This window comes from Acinetobacter sp. ASP199 (assembly GCF_022700675.1).
In the GTDB taxonomy this organism is placed as follows: domain Bacteria; phylum Pseudomonadota; class Gammaproteobacteria; order Pseudomonadales; family Moraxellaceae; genus Acinetobacter.
The window spans coordinates 2,494,491-2,507,768 of the sequence record NZ_CP062182.1 but is presented as its reverse complement, the minus strand read 5'-3'; the positions used below and the strand labels follow the sequence as shown (position 1 = coordinate 2,507,768).

15 protein-coding genes are annotated in these 13,278 nt (G+C 46.6%); 9 read left to right on the top strand and 6 right to left on the bottom strand.

All coding sequences use genetic code 11. The features are described 5' to 3' along the window. Positions 1 to 7: 7 nt before the first annotated feature. From IHE35_RS11940 to IHE35_RS11900, 9 genes are all read left to right on the top strand, one after another. Positions 8 to 1,291, top strand: a complete 1,284-nt coding sequence (locus IHE35_RS11940) for an NAD(P)/FAD-dependent oxidoreductase (RefSeq protein ID WP_242787752.1) — start codon at positions 8 to 10, stop codon at positions 1,289 to 1,291. Positions 1,292 to 1,295: 4 nt separating this feature from the next. Beyond that, positions 1,296 to 1,859, top strand: coding sequence for a DUF3261 domain-containing protein (locus IHE35_RS11935; RefSeq protein WP_242787750.1), 564 nt, complete (start codon positions 1,296 to 1,298; stop codon positions 1,857 to 1,859). Then, entirely contained in the window at positions 1,849 to 3,048 is a 1,200-nt protein-coding gene (locus IHE35_RS11930; RefSeq protein WP_242787748.1) for a beta-ketoacyl-[acyl-carrier-protein] synthase family protein, read from the top strand. The genes IHE35_RS11935 and IHE35_RS11930 overlap by 11 nt, the downstream gene beginning before the upstream one ends. Then, on the top strand, positions 3,045 to 3,482 hold the full coding sequence (locus tag IHE35_RS11925) for a 3-hydroxylacyl-ACP dehydratase (protein WP_242787747.1): 438 nt from the start codon (positions 3,045 to 3,047) through the stop codon (positions 3,480 to 3,482). Before IHE35_RS11930 ends, IHE35_RS11925 begins: the two co-directional genes overlap by 4 nt. Beyond that, positions 3,479 to 4,204, top strand: a complete 726-nt coding sequence (locus IHE35_RS11920) for a 3-ketoacyl-ACP reductase FabG2 (protein WP_242787745.1) — start codon at positions 3,479 to 3,481, stop codon at positions 4,202 to 4,204. Before IHE35_RS11925 ends, IHE35_RS11920 begins: the two co-directional genes overlap by 4 nt. Further along, positions 4,204 to 5,424, top strand: coding sequence for a beta-ketoacyl-ACP synthase (locus tag IHE35_RS11915; protein ID WP_242787744.1), 1,221 nt, complete (start codon positions 4,204 to 4,206; stop codon positions 5,422 to 5,424). The genes IHE35_RS11920 and IHE35_RS11915 overlap by 1 nt, the downstream gene beginning before the upstream one ends. Positions 5,425 to 5,453: 29 nt before the next feature. Further along, positions 5,454 to 5,855, top strand: coding sequence for a hypothetical protein (locus IHE35_RS11910; protein WP_242787742.1), 402 nt, complete (start codon positions 5,454 to 5,456; stop codon positions 5,853 to 5,855). 19 nt (positions 5,856 to 5,874) lie between these two features. After that, complete coding sequence (locus IHE35_RS11905) at positions 5,875 to 6,309, top strand: excinuclease (RefSeq protein WP_242787740.1); 435 nt, start codon at positions 5,875 to 5,877, stop codon at positions 6,307 to 6,309. 96 nt (positions 6,310 to 6,405) lie between these two features. Then, positions 6,406 to 7,056: a hypothetical protein gene (locus IHE35_RS11900; RefSeq protein ID WP_242787738.1), complete on the top strand. Its 651-nt coding sequence runs from the start codon at positions 6,406 to 6,408 to the stop codon at positions 7,054 to 7,056. Positions 7,057 to 7,106: 50 nt separating this feature from the next. On the opposite strand, the gene secF is transcribed toward IHE35_RS11900, so the two are convergent. From secF to IHE35_RS11870, 6 genes are all read right to left on the bottom strand, one after another. Further along, positions 7,107 to 8,081 carry a protein translocase subunit SecF gene (gene secF, locus IHE35_RS11895; protein ID WP_242790004.1) on the bottom strand — a complete coding sequence of 325 codons (975 nt, stop codon included), beginning with the start codon at positions 8,079 to 8,081 and terminating at the stop codon, positions 7,107 to 7,109. Between the two features lie 8 nt (positions 8,082 to 8,089). Then, positions 8,090 to 9,988 (bottom strand): protein translocase subunit SecD, encoded by a 1,899-nt coding sequence (gene secD / locus IHE35_RS11890; RefSeq protein ID WP_242787736.1) that lies wholly within the window; start codon positions 9,986 to 9,988, stop codon positions 8,090 to 8,092. Between the two features lie 52 nt (positions 9,989 to 10,040). After that, entirely contained in the window at positions 10,041 to 10,370 is a 330-nt protein-coding gene (gene yajC / locus IHE35_RS11885) for a preprotein translocase subunit YajC (RefSeq protein ID WP_242787734.1), read from the bottom strand. A 102-nt stretch (positions 10,371 to 10,472) separates the two neighbouring features. Next, positions 10,473 to 11,603, bottom strand: a complete 1,131-nt coding sequence (tgt, locus tag IHE35_RS11880) for a tRNA guanosine(34) transglycosylase Tgt (RefSeq protein ID WP_242787732.1) — start codon at positions 11,601 to 11,603, stop codon at positions 10,473 to 10,475. Positions 11,604 to 11,761: 158 nt separating this feature from the next. Beyond that, the gene (locus IHE35_RS11875) at positions 11,762 to 12,577 is read right to left on the bottom strand and encodes a DUF4303 domain-containing protein (protein ID WP_242787730.1); all 816 of its coding nucleotides are present in this window, start codon (positions 12,575 to 12,577) and stop codon (positions 11,762 to 11,764) included. A gap of 112 nt (positions 12,578 to 12,689) precedes the next feature. Next, complete coding sequence (locus IHE35_RS11870; RefSeq protein ID WP_242787728.1) at positions 12,690 to 13,256, bottom strand: LemA family protein; 567 nt, start codon at positions 13,254 to 13,256, stop codon at positions 12,690 to 12,692. Positions 13,257 to 13,278: the final 22 nt, after the last annotated feature.

The following is a 13,278-nucleotide window of genomic DNA, read 5'->3' as shown; positions in this document are numbered from 1 at the left end:
AAGTGCAATGAGCACCATGCAACAGACAGACGTATTGATTATTGGGGCAGGTCCATCGGGCAGTTCAGCAGCAGCTTTGCTGCGTCAGAAAGGCTATCAGGTGAGCGTCATCGAAAGGCAGTATTTCCCTCGCTTTTCGATAGGTGAGTCGCTCTTGCCACAGTCAATGGTGTTTCTGGAAGAAGCAGGATTACTCGATACCGTGCGTGCACATGTGGATGAGTATGCTTTTCAGTTTAAAAACGGGGCAGCATTCCTGCGCGGGCCACAGCGCAGTTTCTACGATTTTACCGAAAAATTCAGTGAAGGTCCTGGCACCACTTGGCAAGTACGCCGGGCCCAGTTTGACCATTTACTCGCACAGGAAGCTGAAAAGAAAGGGGCTGAGATTCGTTTTGGCCATGAAGTCACGGCAGTGGATGTAGAATCTGACCATCCTATCCTGACAGTGAAAAATGAGCAGGGTGAAAGCTATCAGATCCAGGCCAGATTCCTGCTGGATGCCAGCGGCTTTGGCCGTATCCTGCCAAAATTTCTGGATCTGGAAAGCCCATCTAACTTTCCGGTACGTCGTGCGGTATTCACCCATATCGAAGACGGCATTCTAGATGACCCGGAATTTGACCGGGAAAAAATCCTGATCACCGTACATGACAAGGATCACCGGGCCTGGTACTGGCTGATCCCATTTGCGGATGGCCGTTCATCTTTTGGTATTGTGGCTGAGCAGGATTTCTTTGAAAAATATGGTTTTGCTGAAGGGGCTGAGCAGGATCTGGAAGGCCTGTTTAAACGTATTCTGGCAGATGATACTAGCTTGTCTCATGTGCTGCGCAATGCCAAATTTGATACGCCGGTACGTACTCTGGTGGGCTATTCTGCCAATGTCAAACATCTGGCTGAACGGAACTACGCTTTGCTCGGTAATGCGGGCGAATTCCTGGACCCGGTATTCTCATCTGGGGTAACCATTGCCCTGAAGTCTTCCAGTCTGGCGATTCCATTGGTCGATAAAGTCTTGCAGGGACAGACCGTAGACTGGATGAACGAATATGAAAAACCACTGCGCCAAGGTATTCAGGTATTCCGTGCCTATGTTGAATCCTGGTATTCCGGTGAATTTCAGGATGTTGTATTCTCGACTCGTCAGGAAGATAAAATCCGCCGTATGATTTCTGCTTTACTGGCCGGATATGCCTGGGATACTACTAATCCAATTCATAAAAATGCCAAGCAACGCTTAAATACCCTGGCAGAATACTGCCGCGAAGCACAACTACAGGAAAGTTGATCTGATGACAGCAAGATTGCCTTTAAAACTGATCTCTTTAGCCTTCGCGAGCATATTGCTCTGTAGTGGCTGCCAGAGCCTGATTCCTCAAGCCCAAGGTTTAGTCACTTTGAGCTTGCCAGCGCAAAGTTATCAGCGTCAGGACCAGATTGAAGTGCAGTGGAAGGAAAGTAGTTTTAGCTTCTTGCTGTATCAGCAACAACAGGGCGGTACTCTGGAGATGGTAGCACTGAGCTTGACTGGACAGCAGCTGTTTAAGCTGGGCTTTAATGGCAATAAGGTCCAGGTTGAGCAACGTATTGATGCCATGAAATTGCTGCCGTTTGAGTATGTGGTACGTGACCTCTTGTATGCCACCTATCCGGGTTTTGCCAAAATGCAGGCGGAGCAGGTCAGCCTACAGCAGCAAGGCGAGGAGCAGGTGGTGCTGATTCAGAATCAGCCTGTGCTGAAAATTAAAACTTTAGAAGACAGTATTGAACTGAACAATATTCAGGTGCCATATCAGATGGTCATTAGTCCTGTCAGCAATACACTGCAAAATGATGAGGCAATGCATGAATCATAATTCCAAGACGGTTCATCCTGCTGTCGGGATACAGTTGAGTGTTGGCCTGTCAGCTTTAGGATCGACCAAAGATCAGCTGCGACACAATCTCACTCATCCGCTAAACACCCTGACAGAAAGTGCTGATTTTTTACCGGAGCAGAATGTCTGGGTAGGTGCGTATCATGGTGAGCTAGTGAATGAAGTGCCAGATGTGCTTAAAGTTGTGGACTCACGAAATTTACGTTTTGCCCTGACTGCGCTGCAACAGATTGAAGCTGAGGTACAGGCTTATGTCGCACAGTTTTCTCAACATCGACTGGCTGTGATTCTGGGGACTTCAACCTCTGGCATGGGCGATAATGAAACATCCATCCAGGCTTATTTTAACCAGCAGTCTATGGATCTGGTGGATCATCGCAAGCAGGAAATGGGGTGTCTGGCCAAAGCTATTCAGCAGTATTTAGGCTGGTCAGGACCGGCGTATACAATTTCTACTGCCTGCTCATCCGCAGCCAAAGCCATGGCAGCAGGCCAGCGCTTACTGAATGCTAATCTTGTCGATGCTGTCCTGGTCGGTGGCGTAGATACATTGTGCCGTCTGACATTGAATGGTTTTAATAGCTTGGAAAGTCTGTCTGCCGGCATTTGCCAGCCTTGTGGTGCACAGCGTGATGGCATCAATATCGGTGAGGCAGCAGGTTTGTTTCTGCTGTCCAGAGAAACTGCGCCAGTAATGTTATTAGGCAATGGTGAATCGATGGATGCCTGGCATATTTCGGCACCGCATCCTGAAGGTCAAGGTGCGGCACAGGCGATGCAAAAAGCCTTGGTGATGGCTGGTCTCGAGCCAACAGATATTGGCTATCTGAATATGCATGGCACCTCTACACCACAAAATGATGCGATGGAGATAAAAGCTGTGCGCACCGTATTTCAAGATTATGAGGTGCCTTTGAGCAGTACCAAGCATAAAACCGGGCATTGCCTGGGAGCTGCTGGTGCCATAGAGGCTTATATTTGCCAGCAAGTGTTACTGGATCAAAGCTGGTTGCCGCTACATCAGGCTGGTGTGCTTGATCCTGAGCTGGATGAGCAGAACTATGTGCTCAGTCCTGAACTTCAGCAGTCGGTCCGCTCTGCGATGAGCAATTCTTTTGCCTTTGGGGGCAGCAATATCAGTTTAATTTTAGGAACGACCGTTGCATGATGGATGCCGTACAGTTTATTCCCCACCAGCAGCCCATGGTCTTTGTGGATCATTTAATTGAAGTGAATGATGAATTTGCGATTGCCGAGCTGCATATTCGCCCAGAGCTGATGTTCTGCGAAGATGAAGGTTTGCCCAGCTGGACCAGTATCGAGCTGATGGCACAGACCATTAGTGCTTATTCCGGTTTTAAAGGACAGTCAAAGCAGCAGTCCCCACGGATTGGCTTTTTACTGGGTACCCGCAAAATGCAATTGCCGGTAGCGTATTTTGAACTGGGAAGTGTGGTTCGTATTCGGGTAGAGCAGAGTTATCTACACGAAGGTCTAGGCCAGTTTAGCTGCGAAATACAGTATAAAGAACATAATATTACTGCAATGCTGAGTGTATATGAGCCTGCAGACAATGATGACATGATCGGGAAATTAAAGTGAGCAGAAGAATTTTAGTGACAGGCTCTAGCCGGGGGATTGGGAAGGCAATTGCATTGGAATTGGCCAAAGCCGGTTTAGATGTGACGGTACATGCACGTTCCAGACAGCAGGAAGCTGAACAGGTGACACAAGAAATTCAGGCTCTGGGGCAGGCCAGTCATGTACTGATGTTTGATGTTAATGATCGTGCCCAGATTGCCGAAATTCTGGAACAGGATGTCGCTGAACATGGTGCTTTCTATGGCGTCGTGCTGAATGCAGGACTTACCCGGGATGGTGCTTTTCCAGCTTTAACAGACGAAGACTGGGATGATGTAGTCTCAACATCGCTAAACGGTTTTTATAATGTGCTTAAACCGCTGATGATGCCAATGATTCGCCTGAAACAGGGGGGGCGTATTGTCACTTTATCTTCTGTCTCAGGCGTGATGGGGAACCGTGGTCAGGTCAACTACAGTGCGGCTAAAGCCGGTCTAATCGGTGCGACCAAAGCGTTAGCGCTGGAATTGGCAAAACGTAAAATCACGGTGAACTGTGTGGCACCTGGCTTGATTGAAACGGAAATGGTTACGGAAGAAGTGAAGGAACACGCGCTAAAAATGATCCCGATGCAGCGTATGGGCCAAGTTGAAGAAGTCGCTAAAGTCGTAAAATTTTTGTGCAGTGATGATGCAAGTTATATCACCCGTCAGGTGATTTCGGTCAATGGAGGACTAATCTGATGAGACGTGTCGTTGTCACGGGCATGTCAGGGATTACCTCACTGGGTGAAACAGCTGACCAGATTTTTGCTCAATTTGCTGCAGGGCGTAGTGGTATTCGCTATATGCCGGAATGGGAAATCTATACAGATTTGCGCAGTAAGCTGGGTGGACCGGTCGAATCATTTAACGTACCGAAGCATTTTAACCGCAAAGTCACCCGTGGTATGGGGCGTGTCGCACTCATGTCCGTGGTGTGTGCCGAGAAAGCCCTAGAAGATGCAGGCTTGCTGCATGCTGAAATTCTAAATAGTGGTGATGCCGGCGTAGCATTCGGTTCCTCTGCTGGCAGTGTTGATGCAGTACGCGAATTTGGTGCCATGCTGATTGATGACAACATGAACCAGCTGAATGCCACCACCTATATCCGCATGATGTCACATACCAGTGCAGTCAATATGACCGTATATTTTGGTCTGAAGGGACTAACGCTGCCTACCTCAAGCGCCTGTACTTCTGGTTCCATGGCAATTGGTCAGGCCTATGAAGCAATCAAATATGGTAAGCAGACCGTAATGCTGGCAGGTGGTGCGGAAGAACTCAGTGCTGCCGGTTCAGCCGTGTTTGATGTGTTGCTGGCGACCAGTTCCCAGAATGATCATCCGGAAAAAACGCCGCGTCCTTTTGATCAGGGCCGTGACGGGCTGGTGGTGGGTGAAGGTGCCGGCTGTCTGGTGCTGGAAGAATATGAATATGCCAAAGCGCGCGGTGCCAAAATCTATGCTGAAATTATCGGCTATGGAAGTAATACCGATGGTCAGCATGTGACCCGTCCAGATTCGGAAATGATGGGGCGTTGTATGCAGTTAGCACTGAAGGATGCCCAAATCGACCCCGCACAGATTGATTATGTCAATGCACATGGTACCTCTACCGATCAGGGTGATATAGCAGAAACACAGGCAACCTTGCGCATCTTGGGCAAGAAGCCGATCAGTTCATTAAAAAGCTATTTTGGTCATACCTTGGGGGCTTGTGGGGCGATTGAAGCCTGGCTGAGTATTGAAATGATGCAGCGCCAGCAATTTGTGCCGACCATAAATCTGGATCATATTGACCCGGCATGTGCGGAACTGGATTATATTCGTGGGGAAATGCGCGAACTGTCTGCTCAAACGATTATGAGTAATAATTTTGCCTTTGGCGGAATTAATACTTCACTGATTTTTCGAAAAATTTAATCATAATAAACATCATTTTAGAGGGGATTATGAAACTGAAAAATGGTTTGCTGGCCTGTTCAGCAGTACTCATCAGCTTAACGGCTTGCAGTACGGTCAAAATTACTGATTATCCGCAGCGTCAAATGAATGTCCCGGCACAGGTATCTGCTACCAATGTACAAAAGCAGATTCAGCAGGCAGTTGCGACGCAAGTGCGAGCGGGCTGGATGGTCGAACAGGCGGATAGCAGCCGTGTGGTCGCCGGTATTAACCGCCGTAGCCACTATTTACAGGTAACCTATCTGATCAACGGGCAGCAGGTTTCTTCTCAGATTACTGGTAGCCGTAATCTGGAGCAAAAGGGCAACAAGATCCATAAAAATGCTATGGCCTGGAAAATGCGTCTGGACAATGCCGTATTCTCACAATTAACAACATTCTTGAACTAACTTTTTAGAGGGTGAAAACATGAAAATCAAACAATTAGCTTTGGCCGCTGTCTTAGGTTTAGGGGGCATCATGACGGCTCAGGCAGCAGATCAGATGCATGATTTTGACTTTCAGAATGCAGTAAAGCGTGCCGTAGCAGATGGCGTTCTGGATGGTTCAGTAAAATTCTATCTGGCAGGAACCAAATCTGGTGGCCGTGTTATTGAGCGTGGTCTGGTGACCAATAAAAAGACCAATGGCTTTGCCAAGTCAGCGGAATCTTCTTGTGACCACGTATTGCGTTCTGCGTTAATTCAGTTTGAAAAGACCGCAAAATCACGTGGTGCCAATGCGGTGACCAATATCGTAAGTTATTACAAATCCAATGAAAGCAGAAATAACAAGACTTACCAATGTGCGAAAGGAACTGCCTTAGCAGGTGTGGCCTTAAAAGGTGATCTGGTTAAATTTTAATCTAGATCTCTGGATAAAAGCCTGCCATTTATTGGTGGGCTTTTTTATTGTAAGGTGCTTAATAGCACTTAATAAAAATGAAGCTACCCAATTACGATGAGTACAACAGAACTATTTGAACGTAGACGGGAAAATCTGAGCAGGATCATCGATCAATGGATTGCCAGTCAGCGCTTTAAAACAGGCAAAGAAATCTGTGAATATTATGGTCTATCCGCCGCTTATGTCGCTCAGTTACTGAATAGCAAGCGTCAGATTGGAGAAAAGGCGGCACGGGAACTGGAGCAGCAACTTGGCTTGGAATCCATGAGTCTGGATCAGCAAGAGCTTAAGCTAGAACAAGTAGAAAATACTCTGGTTCATAATTTATATCGCATGCAGGTGGTGGAGCAGGAACTGTTTCTTCTAAAGCTTCTTGAACCAGCTGGTTATCAAATAGAGCCCACTATTCAGCTGCTGCCAAATCACTATGCTCTACAAATCAACAACGAAGCCTATGGCCCTATATTAAAATCAGGCTGGTGGCTGCTATGTGACCGTCAGCGACTCGTCCAGACAGCTGATCTGCTTTGTATACAGTTCATCAATGAATTCTGTTTAATTGTAGAATTGCAGCGAGAAACCGAACAGGAGTTCTATTGCCAAAGTCTGGATGGCAAACGTCAGGTTCGTTTTCAAAAGCAGGACGTTCAGCAAGCTGATGTCGTGATCGCCATCCTGCATCCAGAACAGATTCAACCGCGATAAAAAAAGCCCATCCGTAGATGGGCTTTGCATATGTTAAAAGAAGGCTGAAATTATGGAATTTCGTTTTCTTCCTCAAACTCAGGTTTCACTTGAACAATGAAGTCCTGACGGTTCAGGCCACGCCATAAAGCAAAGGCTGTACCGATATAGATCGATGAATATGTACCCACAAAAACACCGACAAACATTGCAATCGAGAACCATTTCAGACCATCACCACCCATGATCATCATGGCTACGACTACGAGCAATAAAGTCATAGAGGTGTGAATGGTACGACGTAAGGTTTCAGTCAAGGCAATATTGATGATTTCCAATGGTTCAGCACCACGGATCTTACGGAAGTTCTCACGAATACGGTCAGATACCACGATGTTATCATTGAGTGAGAAACCGATAATCGCCAACAACGCTGCCAGTACGGTCAGATCGAATGGCCATTGCATCAGTGCAAAGATACCCAGTGTCACCACGATATCGTGGAACAAGGACAGTACCGCACCAATCGCCAGCTTGAATTCAAAGCGGATGGTGACATAAACCAGCATCAGCAGTAGGGCAAGGGCAACCGCACCTGCAGAACGCACGTACAGCTCATTACCGACCTGACCACCAACTACATCAACTTTTGGCACTTCAGCTGCATTACCTGGCAGCTGAACGGCTGTGGTAATGGCTTTGGTCAAATCTTCTGCTTCGACTTCTTCCTGAACAGGCATACGCACCATCAGGTCACGATCTGACCCTAAGGTTTGTACCACAGCATCATTAAAACCAGCCTGACTCAATGCCCGAGTCACTGATTCTGGCTGAACCGGATTGGTATAGTTCAGCTCTGCTGCTACACCACCGGTAAAGTCCAGACCCAGGTTCAAGCCTTTAGTGGCAATAAAGAAGATGCTGGCAACCGTTAATAAAATTGAAATCAATGCCGCAGGCAAAGCAATTTTCATAAACGGGATAACACGTTCGTGATCTGGGCGGCCGTATTGTTTTGAATTTGGTTGAGTATTCTCAGTCATCAGTGATCTCCTTAAATGCTCAACTTTTTCAAGTTACGTTTCTTGCCATAGATGATCTGTACAATCGCACGGGTTACAGTAATTGCTGTAAACATCGAGCAGACAATACCAATCATCAGGGTCACGGCGAAGCCTTTGATCGGGCCAGTACCAATTGCGAACAGAATGAACGCCACAAGGAATGTGGTTAAGTTCGAGTCGAAAATGGTGTTATAGGCTCGGTCATAACCAGCAACAATGGCCTGTTTAGGCGAGGCACCCCACTTCATTTCTTCACGTATCCGCTCACAGATCAGTACGTTGGCATCGACTGCCATACCAATGGTGATTACGATACCAGCAATACCTGGAAGGGTAAGGGATGCACCAATCCATGACATGACTGTCAGGATCATCGCCAGGTTAAATACCAGCGCAAAGTTGGCAATCACACCAAACAGACGGAAGAATACCACCATCCAGATCGCGACCAGAAGGAAACCGATCTGTGTAGAGAGTACACCTTTATCGATGTTTTCCTGACCCAGACTTGGACCAATCACACGTTCTTCAACGAAGTACATTGGCGCAGCCAGTGCACCGGCACGTAACATCAAGGCAAGTTCAGATGCTTCCTGTGGAGAATCCAGACCGGTAATACGGAACTGAGAACCCAATACAGCCTGAATCGTTGCAGCGTTAATTACCACAGATTCGGTATAAGGCGTACGAACTTCAGTTTGCTGACCAGTTGCAGGATCTTCAACATAGCTGATTTTTTGCTTGTTCTCGATGAACAATACCGCCATACGTTTGCCGACAGCATTACGTGTGGCATCGGACATGAGCTTACCGCCAGCGCTGTCTAAAGTAATATTTACTTCAGCACCACCAGTATCCTGGCTAAAGCCAGAAGAGGCATTTTGAACACGTTCACCCGTCAGAATGCGGGTACGGTTTAGTAATAGCTGACGACCGCTGTCCAAAGACTCATAAGCAAAGGTTTCAGTACCCGGTGGTAATGTACCTGTTGCTTGACCGGTATATGGATCAATATATTGATCGTTCAGATCTGAGACCAGACGGAACTCAAGGTTTGCAGTACGGCCAAGGACACGTTTTGCTTCAGCAGTATCCTGAACGCCCGGAAGTTCAACCACAATACGGTTGCTGCCCTGAGTCTGTACCAGTGCTTCAGCCACACCTAATTCGTTAATACGGTTACGAAGCGTGGTTAAGTTCTGGTTGACTGCATAGCTTTCAATTTCCTGCTTACGCACATCGGTATAGGTCAGGCGCAGGGTAGATCCGGCATCAGTCGCTACAGCTTGTTGGGTGAACTCATTGTCGTTACGACGCAAAAAGTCCATTACCGCAGAACGATCATCATTACTGGCAAACTGCAGGGTAATGGTGTTGTTGTTCAGGGTCAGGCTGTTGAATTTCAGGCTGTTATCACGCAACTGACGACGTAGATCGGTTGCAGAGGTTTCCATACGCTGCGCAATCGCCTTGTCCATATCCACTTCTAGCAGGAAATGCACACCACCACGCAAATCCAGACCAAGCTTCATTGGCTTGGCACCAATTTTTTGTAGCCATTCTGGAGTTGTTGGTGCAAGGTTCAATGCCACAACATAATTATCGCCCAGGCCACGACGCAGTGCTTCCTTGGCCTTGAGCTGTGCTTCGCTAGAATCAACGCGGAGTAAGGCCGCATTGTTGCTGAAGCTGTTGTCATGAGTTGCAATATTTTCAGTTTTTAATAATTGCTCTGCCCTTTGTACGATGCCCGCATCGATCTGAGTGCCGGCTTTGGCACCCGAAATCTGTACGGCAGGTTCATCTGGATACAAACTAGGCAGGGCATATAATGTACTGATCGCCAGGACAACCAGGATCAGTACATATTTCCATGCTGGGTAACGCATTTGTTTTCTTCTTAAAATTAAAAAGTCGTGCAGGGAGCACGACTTCTTTTGATTAAATGTTATTCAAGGTGCCTTCAGGAAGTACTGAGATCACGCTTGCACGCTGAACTTTTACTTCTACGCCACGGTTCAGTTCAACCACAGCAAAGTCACCTTCAATTTTTGTGATTCTGCCCATTAAGCCGCCTGCAAATACCACTTCGCTACCAACACCCAGGCTTTCAATCAGTGCACGATGCTCTTTGGCACGTTTAGATTGTGGACGCCAGATCAGGAAATAGAAGATTGCCACGAATACCGCAATCATCAAAAGGTTCGCCATCAGGCTTGGTTGTTGTGCAGCTTCACCTGCAGCGTGAGCAGTCGAAATAAAGAGACTCATTTACATTTTCCTAAACTAAAAACTGTTAATTAACTGAATGATAATAAATTGACTTGTTCTGCAATTTACCTTGTCTTTTTCTTTAGCGCAAATGCTGAAAGATTAATCTTCAGGACAAGGCGGCACTTGCATGCCACGACGGGCATAAAAGTCTTCAACAAATTGCTCGAATGTACCTTGATCCAGTGCTTCGCGCATCGCTTCAGTCAGGCGCAGGTAATAGCGCAAGTTATGAATCGTGCCCAGCATAGAACCTAGCATTTCACCGCATTTCTCCAGGTGGAACAGGTACGCACGGGTAAAGTTTTGGCAAGTGTAGCAATCACAGGTTGGATCAAGCGGGCTTTGGTCATGACGATATTTGCTGTTACGGATACGCACCAGACCGCCGGTCACAAAATAATGACCGTTACGTGCATTTCGGGTTGGCATCACGCAGTCAAACATATCGACACCGCGGCGCACTGCTTCAACGATATCTTCCGGTTTACCGACACCCATCAGGTAACGTGGTTTATCTTCTGGCATTTTTGCTGGAAGGTAATCCAGAACCTTGATCATTTCTTCTTTCGGTTCACCCACAGACAGACCACCAATGGCATAACCATCAAAGCCAATCTCAAGTAAGCCTTTTAAGGATTCATCACGTAAATCTTCATACATACCGCCTTGAATAATACCGAACAGGGCATTGCGGTTTTTTAGCACTTCATGATGCTGGGTCTTACAGCGTTTTGCCCAACGTAAAGACAGTTGCAGCGATTTTTGTGCTTCTTCATGCGTTGCTGGATAAGGCGTACATTCGTCAAAAATCATCACAATGTCAGAATTCAGGGTATGCTGAATATCCATCGAGATTTCAGGTGACAGGAATACTTTAGAACCATCAATTGGCGAGCGGAAAGTCACGCCTTCTTCCTTGATTTTGCGCATCGCACCGAGGCTGAACACCTGGAAGCCGCCAGAATCGGTCAGGATCGGGTTGTTCCATTTCATGAACTGATGCAGACCACCATGCTCACGGATGACATCCAGACCTGGACGCAGGTACAGATGGAAGGTATTGCCCAGAATTACCTGAGACTTAATTTCTTTAATGTCACGAGGCAACATGCCTTTCACCGTGCCATAAGTCCCCACCGGCATGAACATTGGCGTTTCAACCACACCATGCTCAAGCGTTAAACGGCCACGACGGGCACGGCCCGACTGCGCTAATTTTTCAAACTTCATAGGAGTTCCAAATCAAGGCGAAAAAACAGTTCGCTGATTGTTAATGCTAAAACCGGCTATTTTCCTTGATTCTGACTGTAAACGCCAGCGCTCCATCCAGTCAGGGCTGTTTATTTATGTTGCCTGTATGAATGAAAAATGAAGAATAAGCTTGCGATCTAACGTTCAAACTGGCTGATACGTTCCTGAATTTCCGCTTGTGTCATGGCACAACTGCCGTCAATTTCAGTTGCCATCGCCGCGATATGCTGGATCAGTTTCTGGATATACAGATTGGCATCGACAAAATGCGGCTCCAAGGTCAGTAAATAGGCCTGATGGGCCACGTGTAGGTAATCATAGGCCTCTAACTTGACCAGCTGCGCCAGATCAATCAGCAGATCCTTATCGTTCTGGTTGAGTTTAAATGACTTTGACACAGCAGGTTGATGTACAGGCTGTTTACTGACCAGGAACTGTTGTCTTAATGGACTTTCCTGATTTAGCGAAATAGCCGATTGAAGTTCTATCTGTGGTTGTGTGGGCATATGGATAAAAAACACAATCCGGTTTAAGTCCAAACCATAATCCTGTTCTAAGGCATCTCGTGCCTGTTTAAACAGCTTTAACAGTACATTCAGTGTATTGGCCTGATCGGTCTTGTTATGCTCCAGCAAAGGGTTGCCGAAACTATGCTGGTTCTTGAAATAGTTGTCGAGCAGGGCCCGAAACTGCGTCATGCCGCTACTGGAAGAATGAGCAGTGCGGTAACGCCATCTAGCTACATTCCAGCGCTCAGCTTCAGACAGATACTGTGCACGATCTTCCTGATCATTAAAAATACTGCGTTCGGTTGAAATGGCGAGATAGTCCACCCGCAAAAACTCGTCAAAGACCAGGCTACAGGCGTAGATTCTGTCTTCACTATAATGATCATAGAGCTGATAAAACTCCTTGATCAGGACTTCCTTTAAGGTGTCGAGATGATCCAGCATAATTTTAATTCTTTATTTTTATTTTGAAGCAAAGTGCCTTATCTGGAATCTCCAGATCCATCGCTAAGGCAGTTGAGGTATTTCTTATCATGGCATAAATATACGTCAAGGTTTAAAAATTCGGACGATAGTCAAAACTTTGGGTCACGGTCTGATCGCGGAAAGGGCGCACCGCTTTCTTCTGTAGCAACATGTTATTGATCATATTATGCGGGAAAACCTGAATCTGGTTATTAAACAGTTCCACATTACGGTTGTAGATAGTGATTGCGGCACCGACGTTTTCATTCTGTTCTTCAATTTCATTCATCATTTTTAGATAAATTTCATTGGCTTTCAGCTCAGGATAGTTTTCGATGACCACATTCAGGTTATGCATCAGCTCGCGGTTCAGGCTTTCAATACGTTGTAACTGCCCAATATCTGCATCCTTGATATTCAGGTTCATAATGTTCTGACGCAGTTCGGTCACTTTTTCCAGCGTACCTTTTTCAAAACTTGAATACTGCTCGACCAAGGGTTGTAGCCCATCCAGAATTTTCAGTTTTTGCCGTTCATAACTGGCGACATCAGACCATGCACGAATCGTGGCATTATGATGACGTACGATACTGTTGCGGATCATGATGATGGCAACAATCAGCAGAATCGGGATAATGACAAAAACAACAAATCCCATAAAAGCAGCCCCCAGAGAAATA